The organism is Massilia sp. LjRoot122, assembly GCF_964252725.1.
Taxonomy (GTDB): domain Bacteria; phylum Pseudomonadota; class Gammaproteobacteria; order Burkholderiales; family Burkholderiaceae_D; genus Telluria.
Genome location: NZ_CAXUPB020000001.1, coordinates 2,642,649 through 2,666,141 on the forward strand (window position 1 = coordinate 2,642,649; position 23,493 = coordinate 2,666,141).

Here is a 23,493-nt window from a genome sequence, read left to right on the forward strand (position 1 = left end):
TTTACTTGCCGGCGCTTACATGGTACGGAAGTTCACGCCGAACATGATTCGGCGTCCCGAATACGCAAAGTCCAGGATGTTCGGCGTGCCGTCGGCGAACGGCGCGTACGGGCCCTGGCTATGCGAGACGGTCGCGTTGCCGAGATTGCGCCCTTCGACGAACACCTCGATCATCGGCGAGTACTTGTACGAGATCTTGGCGTCGATGAAGCGGGTGGCGTCCGTGAAGTTCGGCGAACCCGGGTTGTAGGTGGTGTTGGTACGGCCGCCGCCCACGTTCGGGTAGTTGTACATGCTGGTGGTCTTGCCGCAGGCCGCGATGCAGTTGAAGTACGAGCCCACGGCCTGCAGGGCGATACGGGCCGACAGCCTGCCGTCGTCGTACCACAGGGCCGCGTTGTAGGTGTACTCCGGTTCGTTCTGCGGCGGCAGCGGCTGGCCGGTCAGCAGGTCGACGATGTTCGCCTTCGAGGTGGACGAATGCATCCTGGAGAAGTTGGCGTCGAAACCGGTGTAGCGGAGCAGCCAGGGCAGGAAGGTGAACGCCGTCTTGCCGCTGAACTCGACGCCGCGGCGGCCGGTCGTGGCGCCGTTCATCCAGGTCGAGTAGTCGAACAACTCATTGGACAGCGTTTCACCGGTAGCAGGATTGACCATGTCCGAGTTGGCGAACAGCGGCGACTGCGACACACCTTGGGCGATCGCGCCGCCGATCTTGCCGTCCTGGCGGAAGCCGGTCGCCGTCAGCATCGTGTCGCGGTTCGGATACCACTCGATCGACAGGTTCTGGTTGAAGTTCTTCTGCGCGGCCAGTTCCGGATTGCCGACCGTGCCCGAGCACGATTGACCATCTTCGCCCAGCTCGGCCGCCACCTGGTCATAGGTGCACGAACCCGACGCCAGCAGACGCGACACCGGCGGCCGGGCCACCGTCTTGGCGGCGCTGTAGCGCAACACCAGCTTGTCCGGCACCAGCCAGGTCGCCAGGTTCAGGCTCGGCAGGATATCGTCCGTCTTCGCACTGATGGCCGTGGCTTGCTGGACCTTCATCCTGCTCGTGCCGCCCACCGCGTCCGGGAAGTTCGGGTCGAAGCTGGGCGTCTTGGTGATGGCCGTGAAGCTCATCATGCCGGTGCCGTGCACCTTGGTGCGCACGTAGCGGACGCCCACATTGCCCTCGAGTTCCAGGCCGAAGGGCAGCGAACGGTTGGTGAACGGCAGGTGGTCGAGGCCGAAGTCGCCCATCAGGTAGAAGGCGTCGGTGCGCTCTTTCAGGTGGTTGGCCGGCTGTGCGTAGACCTTGCCGTCGTTGGCCGTGCAGAATTTCACGCAATCGAAGTTGGTGTTGCCGACCTGGGAGATGGCGAACAGTTTTTCCACGTCGATCTGGGTCCAGTTGTCGATCAGGCCGGCGGGACGGTCTTTGGCGCCGTGGAAGAACTGGGTCGGCGTGGCTTTCAGGGTCATGACCTGGTTGAGCATGTCGACGAACTGGGGGATCGTGTAGACCATCGCGCCGTCCAGCGACTGGCGGATGTCGCCCTTCGGGATCCAGCCATACACGCACTTGTTGCCGCCAGGTGCCAGTGAGCCCGGCGTATCGGCGCAGCCATACATGGTGCTGCGCAGGGTCGGCGAGGGCATCACGATCGGCGCCACGAAACTCGCCGTGCCGAAGGTCCCTTGCGGGTCGCGCAGGTTGTAGCCGCCGTTGTTCAGGTTCCAGTTGTCGTTGCGCGTGTCGCGCATGTTGTAGCCGCCCTTGAAGCGCTTGAAGAAGGGGATGGCGTCCGGCGTGTTCCAGGTCGCGTCCACCTTGGCGGTGCGCTCGGAAGTGTGGAACTCGGTCGGCACCCAGGTCAGGTTCGGCGACGAGGTGCCGGCATTCTGCTGGGCGGCCGTGTAGGCGGGTGCGGAGTTGGTCGTGTACACCGACGGCACCACGGCGCCGCTGGCGCCGCGCGGGAACAGCGCGGCGAAGCGCGAGGAATCTGCGGCGGTGATCGGATTGACGTTCGGGAAGCTGTAGGTCCACAGGCCGTTCGGCATAACGCTCATCGAACCGGTGCCGTAGTAGTCGTTCAGCGTCAGATCCTTGACGCCCTTCCTGAAATCGGACTGGGCATCGCCCACGAAGAAGTCGACGTTGAAGCCGCCGCGCTTGAAGTTGCCGCCCAGTTGCAGGTAGCGGGCAGTGGTCTCGCCGATGCCGTGGCTCTGGTTGGTCTTGGCCACGCCATTGCTGTTGGTGTTGTTGAAGGTGTAGGACAGCAGGTGGTGGTTGGCGTCGACCACGGCGGAACCGGGCTGCACGTTGGCTACGCCGTTCTGCACGGAGAAATTCCCCAGCGAGTAGGCCAGGGTATTGATGTCGTTGTGGCGCTTGTTGTAGCTGCCTTTCGAGTAGACCGTCAGTTCGTCGGTCACCTTGAAGTCGGCGCGCAGGTCGAGGTTCTTGCGGCGGTCGATCTCGCGCCGCACCACGTAGCGGGGCCCGGACGGGCTGTAGTCGTTCCACTGGTTCAGGCAGGTGTTCAGCTCATTGGTGCGCTGGTTCTGCGCGCCGGTACGCGCCGACGACGAAATCTGGTTCAGCTGGGCCGCCGGAATCGGCGCGAAGATCGCGCGGCATTCGTCCTTGCTCTTTGCACCGGCCGAACGGGTGACCAGTTCCAGCGGCGTGGCCGCGTCGAAGAAGCCGCCTCCGATCAATGCGGAGCGCGCCAGCGGTGTGGTGCTGGTGGCATCGGCCGTGTTGACGGTGCCCGGCTGGAAGCTGAAGGTCTTCTCCGGCGAGTTGTCGAAGTCGTACAGGCGGTAGTAACCCTGCCAGCCATTGTTGCCGCCGCCCGACACCTCGGTCTTGTGGCCTTCGTTGTCCAGCGTGGTGGTGGACGCATTCAGCAGCAGGCCCAGGCGCCCCTTCATGTACTTGTTCGCCAGGATCAGGTTGGCGTCCGGCTGCCACTTCTTGTTCAGGCTGTTCTGGCTGCCGGCTACGCGCAGGGAAGCGAAGGGCTTCTTGAAATCGAGCCCGGTACGGGTCTTGATCTGGATTCCGCCGCCCAGCGAACCCTCGGTCATGTCGGCGGTCGACCCCTTCACCACGTCGACGCTCTTGATCAGGTCCGCCGACAGCTGGCGGAATTCGACGGCACGGCCGTCGCCGCCGCCGGCCATGTCGCTGCCGCCCGCGGACTGCACGGCCTGGCCGTCCAGTTCGACGCGGGTCAGGTCCGGGCCGTTGCCGCGCACGGAGACGGTGACGCCCTCGCCGAAGTCGCCGCGGTCGAGTGCAATGCCGGCGATGCGCGAGATCGCCTCGCCCACATTGCGGTCCGGCAGGCTGCCGACATCCTCGGCGACGATCGAATCGATCGCGGTGGCGGCATTCTTCTTGCGGTCGATGCTCGACTGCTGCGATGCGCGGGTGGCGACCACCTTCACTTGCTGCACGCCGTCGTCGGCTTTCTGGGTCGAGGCCGTCGCCGCCTGTCCGGATGGCTGGGCCTTCGTCTCCGGGATCTGCACCGGCGCACCGGCCGCTTGCTCCTGCGCATTCGCCAGCGGTGCGCCCATCATGAGCACGGCAGCCGAGACGGCGACGCAAGTCGCCTTGCGCCGGCCAGGGAGGGTATTTTTGGTCATCGTATCGTCCGATATTTTCGAGTCATTGGTTTTCCCGGGTGAGCCTGGCGGTCGCGCCAGGATCACCACGGTGCCGCCGGAGCTGACCCGTCCGACCAGATTAGTGCAGGCGAGAAGTCGATCTACCGCCTCGGAGATGGCGAAGCTCCCACTGAGTTCCTCGGTGTTCACGCCATCCAGGATGTCCGCCGACGTCAATATGTTGATGCCGGCCTGGCGCGCGAACTCGGGAATCGAGTCCGTCGCAGGGCCTGCAGGAATATTGAAGGGCCGCGGCAATTCCTGGGCTACCGAAGTGCCCGCGTGCGCAGCCATGCTGACGGCCAGGATGATGCCGGCCGCGCTGGCGTATGGGTGCATGGGGTTCATGCACGTCTCCTTAATCTGTTTATGTCGGAACTATGCTGCTCCGTGTATGTAAAGACTGCCGGCGAAGGCGTCTTCCTCATGCTGCGGTCCTTGTTTGACCAATCACTCAAAAATATGACTGAACCGGCATCCTCCCTGAAAAATCAAGTGACGGCGTCCGGTCGTGGAAATACTCAGCAAGCTGACTGAAACGCCAAAAAAAATCCGGACAGGCTCGTGGAGAGCGGGTCCGGATCCCTGGTCGTGCATGGGACTCAGCTTCCGTCCGGGACGTCGACTTCCTTGCGGCCGATGAAGATCGTGTCCGCGGTAATGTTGACCGGCACGTCCAGCACCGTGCTGACGTCCCGGGCGAACAATTCGGGCGCGTCCAGCTTGTACTGGCCGAACAGGCGCTTTTCCCGGAGCGCCGCGTCGACGATGACGATCGTCTTCGGGCTGTAGCGGTTGAAGTCCGCCACCGCGTCGTCCAGGGTTTGGTTCTTGAGGATCACTTTGCCTTCTCTCCATGCCAGTTTGCGGTTGACTTCGACAGGCTGGCGGCTGACGCTGATCGCGCCCGCGTCCTGCGCCAGGAAGGCGCGGTCGCCCTCGAGCAGCAGGCGCCGCTGGGCGGAACGTCCCTGGCCCCAAACCTCGACCTTGCCTTCGGTGACCAGCACCTCGGTGCCGTTCGTGAAACGCCGCACCGAGAAGGCGGTGCCGACCGCGCGGATGCGCGCGTCGCCGGCTTCGACCACGAAAGGCTTGGCTTTATCCTTGGCCACTTCGAACCAGGCTTCGCCCTTGCGCAGGTTGACGGTACGCTGCTTCTCGGTGAAGGCGACTTCGATCTGGCTGCCGCTGTTGATCGTGGCGATCGACTTGTCCTGCAGGGGCACCTTGCGGAACTCGCCCTTGGCCGTGGTCAGGACCTGCTCGTCGCGCAGGGCCGTCAGGCTCGCCGTGCCCACCGCGGCCAGCAGGCAGGCCGCCATGGCGCCGTATTTGAACCATCCGCGCCGCGTGCTGCGCCGTTCGCGCCGCATGGAGAGTTCGGGCGACAGCGATTGCGGGGCGGTCGCCAGATTGATCGCATTGTAGATCGCCATGGCGCGCGCATAGGCACCCTGGTGCCGCAGGTCGGCGGCGTACCATGCGTCGAACTGGGCGCTCTCGGGGGCGCTCAAACCGCGCGCGTACTTTCGCGCCACCCACTCGAAGGCTTCGTTATCGATCGTTGACATTGTTTTTCTTGCTTATGCGTTTTCTTGCGGTGGATGGGGTGGCGCCGGTTTCCTGGTTCATGCCATGCCTGGCAATCATCTCCGACATCAAGCGCATCCCTTTCATCATTTCGTGTTCGACGACGCCGTCGGTCAGGCCCAGGCTTTGCGCGGTTTCCTGCTGCGACAGGCCGTGGATCCTGCGCGCCCGGAACACTGCCTTGCAGCGGTCGGGCAGCTGGGATACGAGGCCGATCACCCATTTCAGTTCGGAGCGCGCGAAGACCACGCGCTCGGGCGAGGGCGCCGCATCCGCGATGTCCAGGTCTTCGAGGTTGGCCATGGTTTCGATCCGGACCACCGCGTCGCGCTTGATGCGGTCGAGGACCAGGTTCTTGGCCGTGCGGAAGACAAAGGGCTTGGGATCGCGTATCCCGTCCAGGCTGGCCATCGACAGGATCCGGTAACAGGTCTCCTGCACGACGTCGTCGATTTCGGCCGGGCCGCTGCAGACACGGCGCAGCATCCTGCGCAATTCCGCCTCGTGCGGCAGAAAATTAATTGTCAGCCAGTCAACTACTTCAGTGTCCATACCTCGCCCGTTCGTGCTTCCCCCTTTGGTAAGACGAGCACGAAAAATTTTTCCTCAAGATTCGGCGCATTATTTTTCACTCACTCAAGCAGCTGAGAATTTCCCCGTTTGGCGCGCCCAGCGAGCGGGTCTTATCTATATTACCCGGCACAACAACGCTTGAGGAACAAGGATATGCGTCAGCGCCACCTGTCTCACCTGATCGCCGTTGCGCTGCTGGCGCCCGGATTACCGCCAGCGGCTGCCGGCGCCGAGAGCTACAAACCGGGCGTCGACGTGGCGCGCCCGAACCTGGCCGGGGAGGTGGCGCGGCCGCTGCGCTATCGTCCCGAGGGCGAGGACTTCGTGATCGAGAACGGCGGCGAGTTCTTCAACCGGCCCCTCTACGGAGGGAATACCGGCTTTCGCGTCGATGGCGGCGACCGTCCGGAGTTCTCGCTGTACCTGCCCGGGCGCGGCGGCAACGTCCGGCTCGGCCTGAAGACCCGGGCCGGCGTCCTGTGGCTGCACCAGGCGCGCAGCATCCTCACGCGCTACCGTCCGGGCGAGCTGCACTACGAGATCGCCGACCCGCTGTTCGAGGGCGGCCGCATTCACCTGGCCGCGGTGGCTTATGCGGCAGTCGAGGGACTCGGACTCCAGGTGCGCGGCGTGGGGCTGCCGGCGGCGAGCGAGCTGGTAGTGGCCTTCGCCCCCGGCAATGGGGCCCAGGGACGCCGCGGCGGCGACATCGGGACCGAGTCGGTGCCGATCAGCCAGTATTTCCAGTTCGCGCCGGCCCATGCGCGCGGCAGCAGCGTCGATCTTCAGGCGCAGGCTTTCAGGGTCGCGAACGAGCGGGCGGTCATCACGGGCACCGTGGCGCAAGCCTTGAACCTGGGCCGCGCCGATGCCGCTCGCTGGGACGACCTGGCGGGCCTGCTGGCAGCCGATGCCGGCGGCGCGGGCCAGCTCGCGGTGGGGCGCCTGCCGCTGAATGACCGGACCGTCGACCTGGCCTTCCAGGTCACCAGCAGCAGAAGGGCAGCGGAACTGGCCGTGTACCGCGAGGCCGGCAGCACCCTGGACGCCCGCCCGGCATCCGGCAGCGCACGCGCACCCGCCTTCCAGCCGGCCGAACTCGCGCAGCGCTTCGACGAGGCCCTGGGCCACTACGCCGCTTTGCGCGGGCAGGTGCGCATCGACACGCCCGACCCCTACCTGAATGCCGCCATGGGCGCGCTCAACGTCGCCGCCGATGCGGTCTGGGACGAGGAGCAGGGCGCCATCATGCATGGCGCGATCGCCTGGCGCACCAAGCTGCTGGGCTGGCGCGGGCCGTATGCGCTCGACGCGCTGGGCTGGCACGGGCGCGCACGCCGCAACCTCGACGTCTGGACGGCACGCCAGAACACCACACCGGTGCCGGCCCGCCTGCCGTCCGCCGACCTGGCGACGAACCTGGCCCGCAACGAGGCCGGGCTGCACAGCAATGGCGACATGAGCAAGTCGCACTACGACATGAACATCGGCTTCATCGACGTGATGCTGCGCCACCTGTTATGGACCGGCGACCTCGCCTACGCGAAAGCCGTGTGGCCGGTGCTGGAGCGCCACCTGGCCTGGGAGCGGCGCCTGTTCCGGCGCGAAGTCGGTCCGGACAGGCTGCCGCTGTACGAAGGCTATGCCGCGATCTGGGCCAGCGACGACCTGTACTACAACGGCGGCGGCGCCACCCACACCTCGGCCTACAACGCCTGGCACAACGGGATGGCGGCGCGCATCGCGGCGCTGCTCGGGAAGGATCCGGCACCCTACCGGCTCGAGGCCGACCGCATCCGGCGCGCCATGCGCAGCTACCTGTGGATGCCGGAGCGCGGCGCCTTCGGCGAATACCGCGACCTGCTGGGGAAGCAGGCCCTGCACCCGAGCTACGGCCTGTGGAGCTACTACCACGCGGTCGACTCGCAAGTACCCGGCCGCCTGGACGCCGCACGCATGGCGCTCGACGTCGAACGCGGGCGCCGGGCGATCCCGATCGAGGGACCGGGCGTGCCGGCCGACCGTCGGTACCGGGTGTTGCCGACCACCGACTGGATGCCGTACTCCTGGTCCATCAACAATGTGGTGATGGGCGAAGTGCTGCATACGGCCCTCGCTTCCTGGCAGGCGGGCCACAATGAGAGCGCCTTCGAACTGGCCAAGGGCGCGCTGCTGGCCAGCCTGTACATGGGCATCTCGCCGGGGAACATCGGCAGCATGAATTACCTCGACGTCTACCGCCGGGAAGCCCAGCGCGACTTCGCCGACGGCTCGGGGGTGATGGCGCGCACCCTGGTGGAAGGGCTGTTCGGCGTGCGGCCGGACGCCCTGGCGGGAACCCTGCTGCTGCGTCCCGGCTTCCCGCGCGACTGGGCGCATGCGCGCCTGAAGCACCCGGGGGTGACGCTGGCGTTCCGGCGCGAAGGCGGGATCGAGCGCTGGACGGTCGAGCAGCCCGCAAGCACCTTCCAGCGCCTGGTGCTCGAGCTGCCCGCCGCCAGCGACGGGGTGGCGGAGGTGCTGGCCGACGGCAAGCCGGTGCGCTGGAAGGCGGGCACCGACGAAGCCTTCGCACCGCGCCTGCGCGTCGAGCTGCCCTTCGGCCGCAAGATCGAGCTCGTGATCCGCTGGCGCGGGCAGCCGATCGGTGACGAGGCGGCGCTTGCCGGCCCGGCGGATGCGGGAGGCTTGCAGCGTGTGCGTCAGGGAGCCTTCAGCTGGTGGCAAGCGGCGCCTGCGCCGCGGGCCACGGCGGCATGCGGGCCTGAAGCGGCGCCCTGGCTGAAGGGAGCGCCCGTGAAGCCGCGCCACGTCGACCTGGGCCCGTGGTTCAACGACCGCGTCGGCGCGCTGTTCACGCCGGGTAAATACCTGTCGCCGCGCTCGCCCTACGTGTCCCTGTCCCTGCCGTCGCAAGGCATCGGCGCCTGGGCCGGGCACGTGAATGCCATGGCCGTCATCGACGATGCCGGCCTGCGCGCCCAGGGCGGCAGCCTGCGCCTGCCGAACGGCCTGAGCTTCGCCACTCCGGCGGCCGCGGGCGCGGCCAACGTCCTGTTCACCTCGCAGTGGGACAACTATCCGAAGGGCGCCGCCGTGCCGCTGCAGGGCAGGGCCGGGCGCATGTTCCTGCTGATGGCAGGCTCGAGCAACGCGATGCAGAGCCGGATCGAGAACGGCGAGGTGATCGTCAGCTACGCCGATGGCAGCCGCACCCGGCTGGCCCTGCGCAATCCCGACAGCTGGTGGCCGATCGAGCAGGATTACCTCATCGACGACTACCAGTTCCCTTATTGCGGGCGCCTGCCGGTGCGGGTGGACCTGAAAACGGCGCGGGTGCGGGTGCTGGATCCGGCAACGCTGCCGCAGGAGCTGCGCGCGCAGATCGATGGCGGTTCCGCCACCGTGCTCGAGATGACGCTGGACCGCAGCAAGTCCCTGAAGAGCCTGGAATTGCGGACCCTGGCAAATGACGTGGTGATCGGGCTAATGGGGGTGACGCTCGACTGAGTCGGCCGGTCGCCATGTTCGACCGTACAATGAGAACATGGCTATCGACAACGGAATCCTCATGAACCCCGAATGCATCTGGGATGCGGGCGCCCACCTGGGCGAAGGCGCGCTCTGGCATGCTGCCACGCGCTCGGTCTACTTCGTCGACATCAAAGGCCGCCGCATCCACCGCTGCGCCGCGGACGGCAGCGGGCGCAGCACCTGGGAAGCGCCGGGCCAGCCCGGTTTCGTGGTTCCCGCCTCAAGCGGCGGGCTGGTGTGCGCGATGGAGGACGGCCTGTACCGCTTCGACGAGGCGAGCGGCGCCTTCGCGCCACTGCGCAAGATCGAGGACGGGCTGCCGGGCAACCGCTTCAACGACGGCTACGTGGACGCCGGCGGCAACCTCTGGTTCGGCTCGATGGACGATGCCCAGGCCGAGCCGACCGGCGCCCTGTACCGGCTCGGCCGGGACGGCATTCTGGCGCGTGCCGACGACGGCTACATCATCACCAACGGTCCGGCCATCAGCCCCGACGGCAGCACCCTGTACCACACCGATACGCCGCTGCGCCGCGTGTATGCCTTCGACCTGCGCCCCGACGGTGGCCTGGCCAACAAGCGGATCTTCCTCCAGCTGCCGGAAGGCAGCCGCCCGGACGGCATGGCGGTCGACAGCGCGGGCCAGCTGTGGATCGCCCTGTTCGGCGGCGGCCGCATCGAACGCTTTACGGCGGCCGGGCAGCCGGCGGGCTGTGTGCGCTTTCCCTGCTCGAACATCACCAAGATCGCCTTTGGCGGCGAAGACCTGCGCACCGCCTACGTCACCACGGCGTGGAAAGGCCTGTCTTCGGCGCAGCGCGCGGAACAGCCGCTGGCCGGCGGCCTGTTCTCATTCAGGGTCGAGACGCCGGGTTTGCCGCACACGGTATTCGCGCTATAGTCTGCACAGGAGCGGCCCATGGACACCGACATCCAACGCATCGCCATCGTCACCGGCGGCGGCGACGCCCCCGGCCTGAACGCCGTGATCCGCGCCGTCGTACTCGCCGGCGCCGGGCAGGGTTGGGAATGCCACGGCATCCGCGACGGCTTCAACGGCCTGCTGGCACCGGGCGCCTGCAGCGGCGAGCCGGTCCTGCACCTGACGCCTGAGCGCGTGCACGGCATCGCTCACCTGGGCGGCACCATCCTCGGCAGCACCAACCGCGGCAATCCACTGCGCTATCCGGTCCGCCATGGCGGCCCCGGGCCTGCGGAACAGGACCGCAGCGATGAGCTGATCAAGCTGTTCCGCCAGCGCGGCCTGGATGCCCTGGTCATGGTCGGCGGCGACAGTTCGATGGAGATCGCCGAGGCCTTGTTCCGCAAGGGGCTGCGCGTGATCGGCGTGCCCAAGACCATCGACAACGACCTCGACGGCACCTTCCAGACCTTCGGCTTCGATACCGCGGTCGGCTTCGCCACCGAGTGCATCGACCGCCTGCACACCACGGCGGACAGCCAACATCGCGTCATGGTGGTCGAGGTGATGGGACGCTACGCCGGTTGGATCGCGCTGCATGCCGGCATGGCCGGCGGCGCCCACGCGATCCTCCTCCCCGAAATTCCCTTCGACGTCGATGTCGTCGCCGATGCCGTCGCCAGGCGCGATGCGGCCGGCCATGGCCACACGATCGTGGTGGCGGCCGAAGGGGCGCAGCCGCTCGGCCGCGAGCGCGCCGTGCAGGCCGCCGCCGGCGCTGGCCATGCCGAGCGCCTGGGCGGCATCGGCGCCTGGGTCGAGGCCAGGCTGGCCGAACGCACCGGCAAGGAGTGCCGCAGCGTGGTGCTGGGCCACCTGCTGCGCGGCGGGGCGCCGTCCGCCTTCGACCGCGTAGTGGCTGCGCGCTTCGGGGCAGCCGCGGTGCGCGCGCTGGCACGCGGGGAGTCGGGCGTGATGATGGCGCTCGGCGGCCAGGATATCGGCAGCGTGCCGCTGGGGCAGGTGGCCGGGCGCAGCAAGCGGGTGCCGGTCGATGGCGATACGGTGCGGACGGCGCGTGAACTGGGGATCTGCTTCGGCGACCGCGACGGGCCGGGCTAGGGCGGATCGATGATTCCAGGCAGCAAGCGCAAGCGCGCCGGTGCCCTGCAAGCTGCCCGCGCACGGGTTATCATCACGCTTTACGATTCATTCAACACAGGAACCGACGCCCCATGACGACTTCCAGCTATCCCGACACCCGACTTCTCATCGCCAACGAATGGCAGGACGCGACCGGCGGCAAGACGATCCCGGTTGTGAACCCGGCCACCGGCCAGACCATCGGCACCGTGGCCCACGCCACCACCGCCGACCTCGACCGCGCCCTGGCCGCAGCCCAGAAGGGCTTCGAGACCTGGCGCGCCGTCACCGCCGCCGAGCGCGCCGCCACCATGCGCCGCGCCGCCAACCTGCTGCGCGAGCGCGCCGGCGACATCGCCCGCCTGCTGACCCAGGAGCAGGGCAAGCCGCTGGCCGAAGCGAAGATGGAAGCCATGGCCGGCGCCGAAATCATCGACTGGTTCGCCGCCGAAGGCATGCGCGTCTACGGCCGCATCGTCCCGTCGCGCAATCCGGCGGCCCAGCAGCTGGTGCTGAAGGAGCCGGTCGGCCCGGTCGCCGCCTTCACGCCCTGGAACTTCCCGATCAACCAGGTGGTGCGCAAGCTGGCCGCGGCGCTGGCCACCGGCTGCTCCTTCCTGTGCAAGGCGCCCGAAGAGACCCCGGCCTCGCCGGCGGCGCTGTTCCAGTGCTTCGTCGACGCCGGCGTGCCGCCGGGCGTGGTCGGCCTGGTGTTCGGCGACCCGGCCGAGATTTCCGCCTACCTGATTCCACACCCGGTCATCCGCAAGGTCACCTTCACCGGTTCGACCCCGGTCGGCAAGCAGCTGGCCGCCCTGGCCGGCGCCCACATGAAGCGCGCCACCATGGAACTGGGAGGCCATGCGCCGGTGATCATCGCCGAGGACGCCGACGTGATGCTGGCAGTCAAGGCCGCGGGCGCCGCCAAGTTCCGCAATGCCGGCCAGGTCTGCATCTCGCCGACCCGCTTCCTGGTGCACAACGCGATCAAGGACGAATTCACGCGCGCCTTCGTCAAGCATGCCGAAGGGCTGAAGCTGGGCGACGGCCTGGCGGAAGGCACGACCCTTGGTCCCCTGGCCAACGCGCGCCGCCTGACGGCGATGGCGCAGGTGGTCGAGGATGCGCAGGCCAAGGGCGCCACCGTCGCCTTCGGTGGCCAGCGCGTCGGCGATGCCGGCAACTTCTTCGCGCCGACCATCCTGGCCGACGTGCCGCTGGAAGCCAGCGTCTTCAATGACGAGCCCTTCGGTCCGGTCGCGGCGATCCGCGGTTTCGACAGCCTGGAAGAGGCGATCGCCGAAGCCAATCGCCTGCCGTACGGCCTGGCCGGCTACGCGTTCACCCGTTCGATCAAGAACGCCCAGCTGCTGATGAACCGCATGGAAGTCGGCATGCTGTGGCTGAATCAGCCGGCCACCCCGAGCGCCGAGCTGCCTTTCGGCGGCATCAAGGATTCCGGCTACGGTTCGGAAGGCGGTCCGGAAGCGCTGGAAGCCTACCTGAACACCAAGGCCGTCTCGATGGTCGGTGTGTAAGCCGGGTATCGGCTCAGATCAGCCCGCTTCGGCGGGCTTTTTTTGCGCCTCTGTTTTCCATTGCACCGTCCGCTGCGGCTGTCTGGTGAACACTGGCCCTCATACCGAGCGAAATACGGAGGAAGCACCGATGTCCATCATGAGCGCGACCGTAGAACAGGGCATCCAGGCGGCCGGCGTCGGCAGGTTCCAGTACCGTCTGTTCGTCATCTTCGGCCTGGTCTGGATGGCCGATGCCATGCAGGTGCTGTCGATCGGCTTCAGCGCGCCCTCCATCGCCAGGACCTTCGGCGTCGGCATGCCGCAGGCGCTCCAGACCGGCACCTTCTTCTTCAGCGGGATGCTGGTCGGGGCCTTCGTCTTCGGCCGTCTGGCCGACCGCATCGGGCGCCGGCCGGTGCTGATGGCGGCAGTTGTGCTGGACGCCTGCTTCGGGGTGGCCTCCGCCTTCGCGCCGGACTTGACCTGGCTGCTGGCGCTGCGTTTCCTGACCGGCATCGGCGTGGGCGGCACCCTGCCGGTCGACTACACCATGATGGCCGAATTCCTGCCCAGCGACCGCCGCGGGCGCTGGCTGGTGCTGCTCGAATCCTTCTGGGCCGTCGGCACCATCCTGCTGGCGGTACTGGCCTTGCTGGCGCTGCGCTGGGGCGACGATGCCTGGCGCGTGATCTTCCTGGTGACCGGGCTGCCGGCCCTGATCGGCGTGGTGTTGCGCCTGTACGTGCCCGAGTCGCCGATGTACCTGAACCGCAGCGGCAAGGGCGAGCAGGCGCGCGCCGTCCTGGAACGGGTGGCCGCGGCGAATGGCCGCCAGGTCGCGATCCCGGCCCTGCAGCCGGACAGCGCACCGCGGCATGGGCTGCTGTCGCTGTTCGCCGGCCGGTTGCGCCGGCGCAGCATCGCGCTGCTGGTGGCCTGGATGCTGATCTCGGTGGCCTACTACGGCGTGTTCGTCTACCTGCCCGTGAAGCTGAGTGCCGAGGGCTTCGGCTTCATGCGCGGCCAGGAGTTCCTGATCGTGCTGGCGCTGGTGCAGTTGCCGGGCTTCGCCCTGTCGGCCTACGGGGTCGAGCGCTGGGGGCGCAAGCCGACCCTGGTCGGCTTCCTGCTGCTGAGCGCAGTGGGCTGCATGGCCTACAGCCTGGGGAATGCCACCTGGCTGGTGGTGGGATCGACCTTGCTGATGAGCTTTGCGCTGCTGGGCACCTGGGGCGCGCTGTATGCCTTCACGCCCGAGGTCTACCCGACCGACCTGCGCGCCAGCGGCATGGGCATGGCCGGTGCGGTCGCACGTTTCGGCGGCCTGTTCGCGCCGGCGATCGTGGCGCCAGTGATGGCGACGCACTTCACGCTGGCGCTGGCGATGCTGGCGGGCTTCCTGCTGATCGCTGCGTTCGCGATCGGGTGTGTGGACGTGGAGTCGCGCCGGCGCGCACTGGAGTAGGGCTTAGCGTCCTTGGTTTCTTCCGCTCTGGTCGTCGCCGGCGGCGTCCAGGTGCTCGGGCGTGCGCGCGGTGGGCAGGTGCCAGCCATAGCGGATGGCGGCCAGGCGCAGCCCGAAGCAGACGGCCGCGCCGGCGCAGGCGGTGGCCGTGGTGGGCAGTTGCAGGGCGTCGCCGGCTACCACGATGGCGGCCCCCGCGAGGGCGGCGACGGCATAGATGTCCGAGCGGAATACGGCGGGAACTTCGTTCAGCAGGACGTCGCGCGCGATGCCGCCGCCGATCCCGGTCAGCATGCCGAGCAGGGCGGCCGCCCAGGGCTCCAGTCCGAATACCAGCGCCTTCTGTGCGCCGGCCACGCAGAACAGGGCCAGACCGGCGCCGTCAAAGATCGCGACCGCATTGCGCAGCCGGTTGATGAGCGGATACCAGAAGAAGATCAGCAGACCGGCAAGGATCGACACGGCAAGGTAGCGCCAGTCGCTGATCGCCGCCGGCGGGGTGGCGCCGATCAGGACGTCACGGACGATGCCGCCCGAGTTGGCAGCGACGAAGGACAGTACCAGCACGCCGAAGATGTCGAGACGGCGGCGGGCGCCGGCAGTGGCGCCGCTGAGGGCGAAGACGAAGGTGCCGACTAGGTCGAGCGTCAGCACGAGGGTTTTCATGGCGGCTCCCATGTCGAGAGCGAGTACGGCGAACACGTGAATCCTTGAATCGGGGGATGGGGGCGAGAGCTTGCCCGGCATGGTACCGCAGATGGGGACATGCCGCTGAGCACCGGCGACAGTCAGCGTTTGTGGCCCCGGGTTGGATGACATGCCCAGGACTGGTCAACGCGCAATCCATCTTAATAGGTAGAGATCGGGGTTGTCGTATATGCAATAGTAGTGTCGCGTGAAAGTACGACAGCCCAAGACTGTCGCTTTGTCTTCCGAAGAATGAAAACTTACGGAGTCCAAATACTATGTCCACGAAAATCGGTTTGCGGCTGATGCTGGTAGACCCTGACGATGATTTGCGGTTTCTCCTGAAGGCTTTGCTCGAGCTGACTGGTTGCCGGGTCGACACTGCAAAAAACTGCTACGAAGCACTTGCCTCGATACAGGCAAGCCCACCTGACGTGATTTTCACTGAGCTCTTCCTGGACGATGGGACAGGTCTCGATTTCGGCAAGCGAATCCGCGCGGTGCCCGGCGCCAAAGACGCCTTGCTTGTTGCGCTGACCGGCCACTACTATCACGGCATCGCACGAGATGCGTGGACCGCCGGCTTCGACAGGTTCCTGCTCAAACCTGTCCAGTATGATCAGATACTCGATGTTCTGAGCTGCGTGAAAAAAAAGCGGGCTTGCCATCCAGGTGAGTTGGATGACGCGCTGAAAGCAGCCGCGTAATCGCTGGATCGATCACGCGGTCCGGGTGCCCGAGTCGTCCGTGGTGCTACACTGCTTCGTTCATTGAAACAGCAAGTGCACCCGATTGATCCAGACTCCCGTCACCGATGTCCTGCCGCCCGTGCTTGCCGGTCCAATCCTGCGCCGCCTCGAGCCGGGCCGCCTGGTGCTCTGGCTGGTCGGCAGCGCAGCGCTCGACCTGACCCTGGTGCTGGTACCCAAGGCCGGCGCGTCCCGGCGCCTGCCCCTGGATGCGCGCCACTGTCGTGTAATCCGCATCGGCCGCCACGCCTGCGTGCACCTGATCGATGTCGCGCTGCCCGAGCCGCTGCCGCAAGACACGCTCATTGAGTACGACCTGCTCGTCACGCTCGACGATGGTAATGAGGCCGGCATCGCGCATTGGGCGCCGCACCTGCTGCATGCCGGGGCGGCGCGGCCGAACATGGTGCTGCGCAGCCGCAGCGACAATATCCTGTACGGCTCCTGCCGCAAGCCGCACCATCCCGCGCGCGATGGCCTGGCGCGCGCCGACGCCTTGTTGGCCGAACACCTCGAGCAGGCCGAGGAGCGGCCCGCCATGCTCATGCTGTGCGGCGACCAGGTGTATGCCGACGATGTGGCGGGCCCGATGCTGGCGGCGATCCACGCCCTGATCCGGCGCCTGGGCCTGTATGCCGAATGCCTGACTGGCGCGGTGGTGGCCGACAGCGAGGCCCTGTACCGCCATCCGGCCAGCTACTACCGGCGCGAAGAGCTGCTGCCCGCGTTCAGGTCCAATGATGCGCTGCGCGACCGCTTCTTCGGCGGCAGCGAGAAGCCGATCTTTACGACGGCCAATGCGCACAACCACCTGGTCACCCTGGCCGAGGTGATGGCCATGTACCTGCTGGTCTGGTCGCCCGTGCCATGGCAGCTGGTGGCGGATGCGCCGGTGCCCGCGCTAAAACCCAGGCATGCGGAGCGCTGGCGGCGCGAGTCGAAGGCGCTGGCGGGCTTTCGCCGCGACCTGCCGCAGGCTGCACGCCTGCTGGCGCACGTGCAGAGCCTGATGATCTTCGATGACCACGACATCACCGACGACTGGAACCTGTCGGCCAAGTGGGAAACCACGGTCTACGAGCACCCGTTCGCACGCCGCATCGTGGGCAATGCGCTGATCGCCTATATGCTGTGTCAGGGCTGGGGCAACCGCCCGGATGTGTTCGTGACGGCGCTGGTTGAACTGGGGGGGCTGGCCGCCACGGCCGCCGCCGACGACCGCCTGGATGCGCCGGTGCAGGACGCGCTGATCAGGCGGCTGCTGTCGTTCCGACAGTGGGATTTCGTCGTGCGCACCAAGCCCACGATCATCGTGCTCGATACCCGCACCCGGCGCTGGCGCAACCGGCGCCGCCCCGGCCATCCCTCGGGCCTGATGGATTGGGAATCGCTGACCGAGCTGCAGCACGAGCTGCTGGACGAAACGGCTGCCGTCATCGTCTCGCCGACGCCCATGTTCGGCGTCAAGCTGATCGAGGTGGTGCAAAGGGTCGCGACCTTCGCCGGCCTGGCCTTGACCGTCGACGCCGAGAACTGGATGGCGCATCGCGGCGCGGCCAGCAGCATGCTCAATATCTTCCGCCATACGCGCACCCCGGGTAATTACGTGGTCCTGTCGGGCGATGTGCACTATTCGTTCGCCTACGATGTCGAGGTGCGCGACTCCGAGCGCCCGCAGCATATCTGGCAGATCACCAGCAGCGGCATCAAGAACGAATTCCCGCGCCGCCTGCTCGACTGGCTCGATCGCCTGAATCGCTGGCTGTATTCACCGCGCTCGCCGCTGAACTGGTTCACCCAGCGCCGCGATCTCGCGCTCACGCCCTATCTGCCGGACTGGCGCCAGCAGGGCGAGCGGGTCTGGAACGGCGCCGGCATCGGCCAGGTGTGGCTCGATGCGCAAGGGCGGCCAGTGCGCATCATGCAGCACAACGCGGATGGCCGGCCGTCCACCTGCTTCCGGGCGCCGGAGCAGGACGCATCCCTTGCGGCGGCGGCCGAGCAGCCCCTGAGCAAGCACTGAGCAGGCCTTTGAGCGTCTAACAATCCCCCCGATGGCTGCGTTGCATCGTCTCGCCGTACTAGCGTACTGTCTTCGACGATGCGCCTTGCCCTCGGGGTTTTGTTAGGCGCTTTTACTCGCCCCGGTTTTCTGCGAGCCAGCCGAAGATCGCCGGCCAGATGCGCGCATGGGCGCTGGTTCCGACCAGGATACCTACATGCTGCAGGTTGACGCCGACGTCGCCTTCGTAGTGCAGCAGGCACTTGCGTTCGCTCGCGGCGGCGTCGTGGAAGGGCAAATTGGCGGCTTCCGGGATCAGCTTGCTGCGCGGGTCGAGCACACTCACCAGGGGCGCGCGCAAGTCTTGCGGGCCGATGCGGCGCTTGCCGACCGCCAGCTCGCCGCGCGTGAACTCGTCGTTGCGGTAGAGCTGCTCGACCAGCTCGGTGAACAGCCGGCCAGGCAGCGGGAACTCGTCATGGGTCCAGCGTTCGACCCGCATGTGGGTGGTGAGCAGGCGCGGGTTGGCGAAGGACAGCCAGCGGTCCATCATGCGCTCATACTGGAAGGCATGCGGCTCGGCGATGGCGCTCATCAGGTTGAGGAAGACGCCCGGGACCTGGCGGAAGTTGTCCGCGATCTGGCGCGCGTGCGGCGTGGAATCGACCAGGGGCCGGAAGCAGCACGAGCCTTTTTCGAAGTGCAGGGGCGATTCCAGCAGGACGGTCGCTTCGACCCGGTCCGGGTGCAGGCAGCTGTACATCGCCGCCAGGATGCCGCCCAGCGAGTGGCCGGCGATGCTGAGTTTCGTCCTGCCGCTGTCGGCCTCGATGGCCCGTTGGCAGGCGGACAGCAGGCGCTCGCCGTAATCGTCGAGACCGAAGTCCTCGGTGGTGTCGTCGGGCAGGGGCGTCCACTCGGCCAGGTAGACGCGGTAGCCCTGTTCCATCCAGCGCCGCACGACGCTGGTGTCGGGCGCCAGGTCCCAGATGTAGGAGCGCTTGATGGGTGCCGGCACCAGCAACACGGCCGGGCCGTCGGGCTGTTCTTCGCCAAAGCGGCGCAGGCTCAGGCCCGGTTCGCTGTGGAGTATGCTGAAAGGTGTTTCCTGCGGGCCGTAGCCGGCCCGGTCCAGCAGCTGGCCGCGCGCCTGGCGGCTGCGGTCCATGTTCTTGAGTGCGATGGCGCCGAGGGCGGCGAAGGAAGGCATGACAAATGAAGATGAGTTCGATGCGTGCATGGTGTTCTCTTCAGGTTCGTGAGCCAGCCACTGTACGCCGCGCGTGGCGGCAGCGTTTGCGGCGTATTAAACTGGCGAATCAGCCAATTCGCCAAGCGTTTCCTGCATGATCTATCGTTTCCTTGCGGACGCCGTGCTGCTGCTGCACCTCGGCTTCATCCTGTTCGTCGTGTTCGGCGCGCTGCTGGTGGCGCGCCGTCCCCGCCTGCTGCCCCTGCACCTGGCCGCTGCGGCCTGGGGCTTCGCGATCGAAGTGCTGGGGGCGATCTGCCCGCTCACCCATGTGGAGAACCGCATGCGCCTGCTTGCGGGCGACGCGGGTTACAGCGGCGGCTTCATCGACCACTACCTGCTGCCGCTGGTGTATCCGGGTGCGATGACGCGCAGCCTGCAGATCGCGCTGGCGGCCGGGGTGCTGCTCATCAATGCCGGCTTGTATGTCTGGATTGTCCGCCGCCGGAGGGTGGCCGGCACGGCCGGCCAGCCTATGGCTCACTCGACCCAGGCGAAGCCGTCGCGCGCCAGCAGTGCGAAGGCTTCCGCCGGTCCCCAGGAGCCGGCCGCGTAGGGATGCGGCTTCTCGCCCAGCGTGCTCCAGCCTTCGATGATCGGGTCGGCCCATTCCCAGGCGGCCTCGAGTTCGTCGCGGCGCATGAAGTGGGTCAGGCGGCCGCGCACGACGTCGATCAGCAGGCGCTCGTAGGCTTCGGCGCGGCGCTGCTGGAAGGCCGACTGCAGGTCGAGGTTCAGGGCGACCTGCTGCATCTGCATGCCGCTGCCCGGCTGCTTGGCCATGATCTGCAGCTTGATCGCTTCTTCCGGCTGCAGTTCGATCACGAGGCGGTTGGCGACCCCGCCCGGCGTCTCGGGGAAGAGCGGGAAGGGCGGGTTGGCGAACTCGACCACGATCTTCGAGGAACGGCGCGCCATGCGCTTGCCGGTGCGCAGGTAGAACGGGACCTTCGACCAGCGCCAGGTGTCGATGTGGGCGCGCAGGGCGACGAAGGTCTCGGTCTTGCTCTCGGGCGGGACGTTTTTCTCTTCGAGGTAGCCGTTGACTTCCTGGTTGCCGCTGACGCCATGGACGTACTGGCCGCGCACGGTGTCGCGCGCGATGTCGGCCAGGCCGAAGCGGCGCAGCGAGCGGATCACTTTCAGCTTCTCGTCGCGCACCGCGTCCGGCGACAGCGAAGTCGGCGGCTCCATGGCGACGATGCACAGCAGCTGCAGCAGGTGGTTCTGCACCATGTCGCGCATGGCGCCGGTGCTGTCGTAGAAGCCGGCGCGGCTGCCGACCCCGACTTCCTCTGCCACCGTGATCTGCACGCTCGAGATGTTCGGGGCGCGCCACAGCGGTTCCAGGATCGAGTTACCGAAGCGCAGCACCATCAGGTTCTGCACGGTTTCCTTGCCGAGGTAATGGTCGATGCGGTAGATCTGCGATTCGGCGAAGTGCTTGCCGACCGCTTCGTTGATCTCGATGGCCGATTCGAGGTCGTTGCCGAGCGGCTTTTCCAGCACGACCCGGGCCTTGCCGTCGACCAGGCCGGCCTGGGCCAGCTTGTCGCAGATGGTGGTGAACAGGGCCGGCGCGGTGGACAGGTAGAACACGCGCTGGGCGCCCGGATGGGCGGCGCGGGCCAGGGCGCCGAAGTCGGCGGCGGCCTGGACGTCGAGCCTGACGTACTCGAGCAGCTGCAGGAAGCCGTCCCAGGTCTTGTCGTTGAAGTTGTTGCTTGCGATGAAGGAGCGCGAGTTCGCTTCGACGTGGGCGAGATAGGCTTCGCGGTCGAACTCCTGGCGCCCGGTCGAGATGATGCGGGTCTGCGCCGGCAGGTTGCCGTGCAGGTAGGCCATGTAGAGCGCCGGCAGGAGCTTGCGCATCGCCAGGTCGCCCATGCCGCCGAAGATGATCATGTCGAGGGGCAAACCGGTGTCAGTGTCTGTCGAAGGGGTCATATGTCTAGCCAAATAGTCGCCAAATGAATGGCCGAATGAATGAAAGTGTCGCTGCCGCCACCCCGATACGGTAGCAGAATGACAGCGGATGCGCACGAGACGTCCTGCTTGTGGCCAGACGGGAGCGCCCGGGCGCGGATGGGCCGCGGGCATCGCCGGCGCTTGCGCCGGGACCGCTAGCTTACAACCTGGGCAACAATTAGGAAATGACAAAATGCGTTGAGCGAAAGCGGGCGGCTTGATTGGAAGGTGGCTAGAATTTGCACGAATTTCGATCCAGGCAAATACTATTTGCACAAATGAAGGTTTATGCAAATCTTCGGTGCAGATCCTTGATACTTTCTGTTCCATCTGCACCGCACAGCCGCGCGAAGCGGCGCCGGCAGCACCCTGAGGCTTCAGGCCTTCAGCGCCCGCTTGTTGGCCTCGGTAATGGTCCAGTAGTAGATGGTGCGGCCGTCGACGTCTTCCTTCTTCTCGGGCGGCCATTCCGGTCCCATGTCGAAGGCGTGGGAGACCACCCGGGTGCCGACCTTCAGCTGCTGCCACAGCCGTGGCCGCAGCTTCACGTTCACCGAAGGCAGCAGGTAGAGCGTCACCACGGTGGCCGGCGAGACGTCGGCCTCGAACAGGTCGCCCACCTTGAAGTTGACGCGGTCGGCCACGCCGGCGGCCTTGGCGTTTTCCTTCGCTTCGGCGATGCGCACCGGATTCAGGTCGATGCCGGTGCCGCGCGCGCCGCGCGACTTGGCGGCGGTGACCACGATGCGGCCGTCGCCGCAGCCGAGGTCGTACAGCACGTCGTTCTTGCCGACCCGGGCCATCGCCAGCATCCGCTCCACGACTTCCTGCGGCGTCGGCACGTAGGGGACGTCCAGGCGCGATGGCTCCACTTCCTGGGCCAGCAGCGCGCCGGCGGGCAACAGGCTCGCGCCCGCCACGGCGGCGGCGGACAGCAGCAGGGTACGGCGGCGTTCGTCAGTATTCATGGTCGCTCCTTGAGTGGGTTACGGGAGGGATTCGTGCACGTCGCCATCTTCCCGGTCGAGGAAGAGCAGCAGCAGCGATCCGCTGGCGAGGACGGCGACCCCGATCCAGGCCGCGTTCAGCCCGCCGAGCGACTGGCTGTACACGTAAGACAGGCTGGACCAGAGCATATAGGCGCAGCTGGCGCAGAACAGCAGCGGCAGCAGGGGATACAGGGGTACGCGGAAGGGGCGCGGCTGCTCGGGTTCGCGCCGGCGCAGCACGAACAGCGACACCCCGCTGAGCAGGAAGAACAGCCAGAACACCGGCGCCGTGAACTCGACCATGGCCTTGAAGCCGCTGCCGAACGCGGTCCCGATGCCGACCAGCAGCAGGGCGGCGATGCACTGGACCGACATGGCCACGGCGGGGGTGCTGCTGGCACCGTTCCACTGGCCCAGCCTGCCCAGCGAACGCCAGTCGCGGCCCATGGCGAAGCCGGTGCGGGCGCCGACGATCATGGTCGCATTGATCGAGGTCAGGGCCGCGACGGCCACCAGCACGGAAATGACCCGTTCGCCCGAAGGGCCGAAGGCGCGTCCCATGACGTCCGCGGCCAGCGCCTCGGACTGCGCCATGCCGGCCATGCCCAGGGTCTGCAGGCAGGCCCAGGTCACCATCAGGTAGAGCACGGTGATGATGAGGATCGACAGGGTCAGCGCCCGCACCATGCTGGCGGCGCCGCCGCGGATCTCGGCACTGATGTAGGCGGCTTCGTTCCAGCCGCCGTAGGTGAGCAGCACGAACACCATGGCCATGCCGAAGGACAGCGGCGCCGCGGCCTGGACCGGTGCGGCGCTCGGGGCCGCGTCGGCGAAGAACGCGGCCGTGACGGCCAGCAGGACCAGGCCGCCGATCTCGAGCAGGGTCAGCCACATCTGCGTCCCGGCGCCGGCGCGCAAGCCCTGCAGGTTGACGGCCGACAGCACCAGGATCACGGCGCAGGCATAGGCGGCGGCGCCCCAGCCCTCGGGCAGCATGCTGAGCGGCACCGCCTGCTGCATGTAGTCGCCGAACACGAAGGCCAGCAGGGCGATCGAACCGGTGGTGATCACCGCAAAGCGGGCCCAGCCGAACAGGAAGGCGGTAGCGCGGCCGTAGGCGCGGTGCAGGAAGTGGTAGTCGCCGCCGGGATGGGGATAGGCGGTCGTCAGTTCCGAATAGCACAGTGCGCCGACCAGGGAAATCACGCCGCCCAGGATCCACATGGCAAACATCCAGTCGGCACTGCCGCTGAGTCCGGCGACGATGGAGGGCGATTTGAAGATGCCGGCGCCGATCACGACGCCGACGATGAGGGCGATGGCCTCGCGCAGGCCGAGCAGCCGGCGCGGCTCGGTGCCGTCGCCGGTTGACGCGGGCAAGTCCTCATCGCTACGGTCCATATGGTGCCGATCAACGTGATGGAGGA

Annotated in this window: 16 protein-coding genes; 8 read left to right on the top strand and 8 right to left on the bottom strand. The window is 67.0% G+C overall.

Features of this window, described 5'->3' with window-relative positions:
• Positions 1–15: 15 nt before the first annotated feature.
• From ACSQ25_RS11520 to ACSQ25_RS11530, 3 genes are all read right to left on the bottom strand, one after another.
• Positions 16–4,017 carry a TonB-dependent receptor gene (locus tag ACSQ25_RS11520; protein WP_436105824.1) on the bottom strand — a complete coding sequence of 1,334 codons (4,002 nt, stop codon included), beginning with the start codon at positions 4,015–4,017 and terminating at the stop codon, positions 16–18.
• Positions 4,018–4,271: 254 nt separating this feature from the next.
• Positions 4,272–5,243 carry a FecR family protein gene (locus ACSQ25_RS11525; RefSeq protein WP_436105825.1) on the bottom strand — a complete coding sequence of 324 codons (972 nt, stop codon included), beginning with the start codon at positions 5,241–5,243 and terminating at the stop codon, positions 4,272–4,274.
• Positions 5,227–5,814: an RNA polymerase sigma factor gene (locus ACSQ25_RS11530; protein ID WP_436105826.1), complete on the bottom strand. Its 588-nt coding sequence runs from the start codon at positions 5,812–5,814 to the stop codon at positions 5,227–5,229. The genes ACSQ25_RS11525 and ACSQ25_RS11530 overlap by 17 nt, the downstream gene beginning before the upstream one ends.
• Positions 5,815–5,988: 174 nt before the next feature.
• Between ACSQ25_RS11530 and ACSQ25_RS11535 the strand changes: the two genes are divergently transcribed.
• The 5 genes from ACSQ25_RS11535 to ACSQ25_RS11555 all read left to right on the top strand — a co-directional run bounded on the left by ACSQ25_RS11535 (position 5,989) and on the right by ACSQ25_RS11555 (position 14,419).
• Complete coding sequence (locus tag ACSQ25_RS11535) at positions 5,989–9,345, top strand: DUF4450 domain-containing protein (RefSeq protein ID WP_436105827.1); 3,357 nt, start codon at positions 5,989–5,991, stop codon at positions 9,343–9,345.
• A gap of 37 nt (positions 9,346–9,382) precedes the next feature.
• Complete coding sequence (locus ACSQ25_RS11540; RefSeq protein WP_436105828.1) at positions 9,383–10,270, top strand: SMP-30/gluconolactonase/LRE family protein; 888 nt, start codon at positions 9,383–9,385, stop codon at positions 10,268–10,270.
• 18 nt (positions 10,271–10,288) lie between these two features.
• Positions 10,289–11,413, top strand: a complete 1,125-nt coding sequence (locus ACSQ25_RS11545; protein ID WP_436105829.1) for a 6-phosphofructokinase — start codon at positions 10,289–10,291, stop codon at positions 11,411–11,413.
• A gap of 113 nt (positions 11,414–11,526) precedes the next feature.
• Positions 11,527–12,972, top strand: a complete 1,446-nt coding sequence (locus ACSQ25_RS11550; RefSeq protein ID WP_436105830.1) for an NAD-dependent succinate-semialdehyde dehydrogenase — start codon at positions 11,527–11,529, stop codon at positions 12,970–12,972.
• A gap of 130 nt (positions 12,973–13,102) precedes the next feature.
• A complete protein-coding gene (locus tag ACSQ25_RS11555; RefSeq protein ID WP_436105831.1) occupies positions 13,103–14,419 on the top strand; it encodes an MFS transporter in 1,317 nt (438 codons plus the stop codon).
• Positions 14,420–14,422: 3 nt separating this feature from the next.
• Here ACSQ25_RS11555 and ACSQ25_RS11560 read toward each other — a convergent pair whose 3' ends face one another.
• The gene (locus ACSQ25_RS11560; protein ID WP_436105832.1) at positions 14,423–15,085 is read right to left on the bottom strand and encodes a trimeric intracellular cation channel family protein; all 663 of its coding nucleotides are present in this window, start codon (positions 15,083–15,085) and stop codon (positions 14,423–14,425) included.
• A 299-nt stretch (positions 15,086–15,384) separates the two neighbouring features.
• Here ACSQ25_RS11560 and ACSQ25_RS11565 point away from each other — a divergent pair, with 299 nt between their 5' ends.
• Positions 15,385–15,813 carry a response regulator gene (locus ACSQ25_RS11565; RefSeq protein WP_436105833.1) on the top strand — a complete coding sequence of 143 codons (429 nt, stop codon included), beginning with the start codon at positions 15,385–15,387 and terminating at the stop codon, positions 15,811–15,813.
• Positions 15,814–15,934: 121 nt separating this feature from the next.
• Positions 15,935–17,878 carry an alkaline phosphatase D family protein gene (locus ACSQ25_RS11570; RefSeq protein ID WP_436108060.1) on the top strand — a complete coding sequence of 648 codons (1,944 nt, stop codon included), beginning with the start codon at positions 15,935–15,937 and terminating at the stop codon, positions 17,876–17,878.
• A 112-nt stretch (positions 17,879–17,990) separates the two neighbouring features.
• Here ACSQ25_RS11570 and ACSQ25_RS11575 read toward each other — a convergent pair whose 3' ends face one another.
• Positions 17,991–19,097, bottom strand: a complete 1,107-nt coding sequence (locus ACSQ25_RS11575; RefSeq protein WP_436105834.1) for an alpha/beta fold hydrolase — start codon at positions 19,095–19,097, stop codon at positions 17,991–17,993.
• Between the two features lie 106 nt (positions 19,098–19,203).
• Between ACSQ25_RS11575 and ACSQ25_RS11580 the strand changes: the two genes are divergently transcribed.
• Complete coding sequence (locus tag ACSQ25_RS11580) at positions 19,204–19,665, top strand: DUF2784 domain-containing protein (protein ID WP_436105835.1); 462 nt, start codon at positions 19,204–19,206, stop codon at positions 19,663–19,665.
• On the opposite strand, the gene zwf is transcribed toward ACSQ25_RS11580, so the two are convergent.
• The 3 genes from zwf to ACSQ25_RS11595 all read right to left on the bottom strand — a co-directional run bounded on the left by zwf (position 19,590) and on the right by ACSQ25_RS11595 (position 23,467).
• Entirely contained in the window at positions 19,590–21,056 is a 1,467-nt protein-coding gene (zwf, locus tag ACSQ25_RS11585) for a glucose-6-phosphate dehydrogenase (RefSeq protein WP_436105836.1), read from the bottom strand. The two genes, ACSQ25_RS11580 and zwf, sit on opposite strands and share 76 nt — an antisense overlap.
• A 398-nt stretch (positions 21,057–21,454) precedes the next feature.
• The gene (locus ACSQ25_RS11590) at positions 21,455–22,045 is read right to left on the bottom strand and encodes an SAM-dependent methyltransferase (RefSeq protein WP_436105837.1); all 591 of its coding nucleotides are present in this window, start codon (positions 22,043–22,045) and stop codon (positions 21,455–21,457) included.
• Positions 22,046–22,063: 18 nt separating this feature from the next.
• Positions 22,064–23,467: an APC family permease gene (locus ACSQ25_RS11595; protein WP_436105838.1), complete on the bottom strand. Its 1,404-nt coding sequence runs from the start codon at positions 23,465–23,467 to the stop codon at positions 22,064–22,066.
• Positions 23,468–23,493: the final 26 nt, after the last annotated feature.

Coding starts and splice junctions, on each gene's coding strand:
- ACSQ25_RS11530 (WP_436105826.1), bottom strand. CDS start 5,814: ATGGACACTGAAGTAGTTGACTGGCTGACAATTAATTTTCTGCCGCAC.
- ACSQ25_RS11525 (WP_436105825.1), bottom strand. CDS start 5,243: ATGTCAACGATCGATAACGAAGCCTTCGAGTGGGTGGCGCGAAAGTAC.
- ACSQ25_RS11560 (WP_436105832.1), bottom strand. CDS start 15,085: ATGAAAACCCTCGTGCTGACGCTCGACCTAGTCGGCACCTTCGTCTTC.
- ACSQ25_RS11575 (WP_436105834.1), bottom strand. CDS start 19,097: ATGCACGCATCGAACTCATCTTCATTTGTCATGCCTTCCTTCGCCGCC.
- ACSQ25_RS11540 (WP_436105828.1), top strand. CDS start 9,383: ATGGCTATCGACAACGGAATCCTCATGAACCCCGAATGCATCTGGGAT.
- ACSQ25_RS11565 (WP_436105833.1), top strand. CDS start 15,385: ATGTCCACGAAAATCGGTTTGCGGCTGATGCTGGTAGACCCTGACGAT.
- ACSQ25_RS11595 (WP_436105838.1), bottom strand. CDS start 23,467: ATGGACCGTAGCGATGAGGACTTGCCCGCGTCAACCGGCGACGGCACC.
- ACSQ25_RS11550 (WP_436105830.1), top strand. CDS start 11,527: ATGACGACTTCCAGCTATCCCGACACCCGACTTCTCATCGCCAACGAA.
- ACSQ25_RS11545 (WP_436105829.1), top strand. CDS start 10,289: ATGGACACCGACATCCAACGCATCGCCATCGTCACCGGCGGCGGCGAC.
- ACSQ25_RS11590 (WP_436105837.1), bottom strand. CDS start 22,045: ATGAATACTGACGAACGCCGCCGTACCCTGCTGCTGTCCGCCGCCGCC.
- ACSQ25_RS11520 (WP_436105824.1), bottom strand. CDS start 4,017: ATGAACCCCATGCACCCATACGCCAGCGCGGCCGGCATCATCCTGGCC.
- ACSQ25_RS11555 (WP_436105831.1), top strand. CDS start 13,103: ATGTCCATCATGAGCGCGACCGTAGAACAGGGCATCCAGGCGGCCGGC.
- ACSQ25_RS11580 (WP_436105835.1), top strand. CDS start 19,204: ATGATCTATCGTTTCCTTGCGGACGCCGTGCTGCTGCTGCACCTCGGC.
- ACSQ25_RS11535 (WP_436105827.1), top strand. CDS start 5,989: ATGCGTCAGCGCCACCTGTCTCACCTGATCGCCGTTGCGCTGCTGGCG.
- zwf (WP_436105836.1), bottom strand. CDS start 21,056: ATGACCCCTTCGACAGACACTGACACCGGTTTGCCCCTCGACATGATC.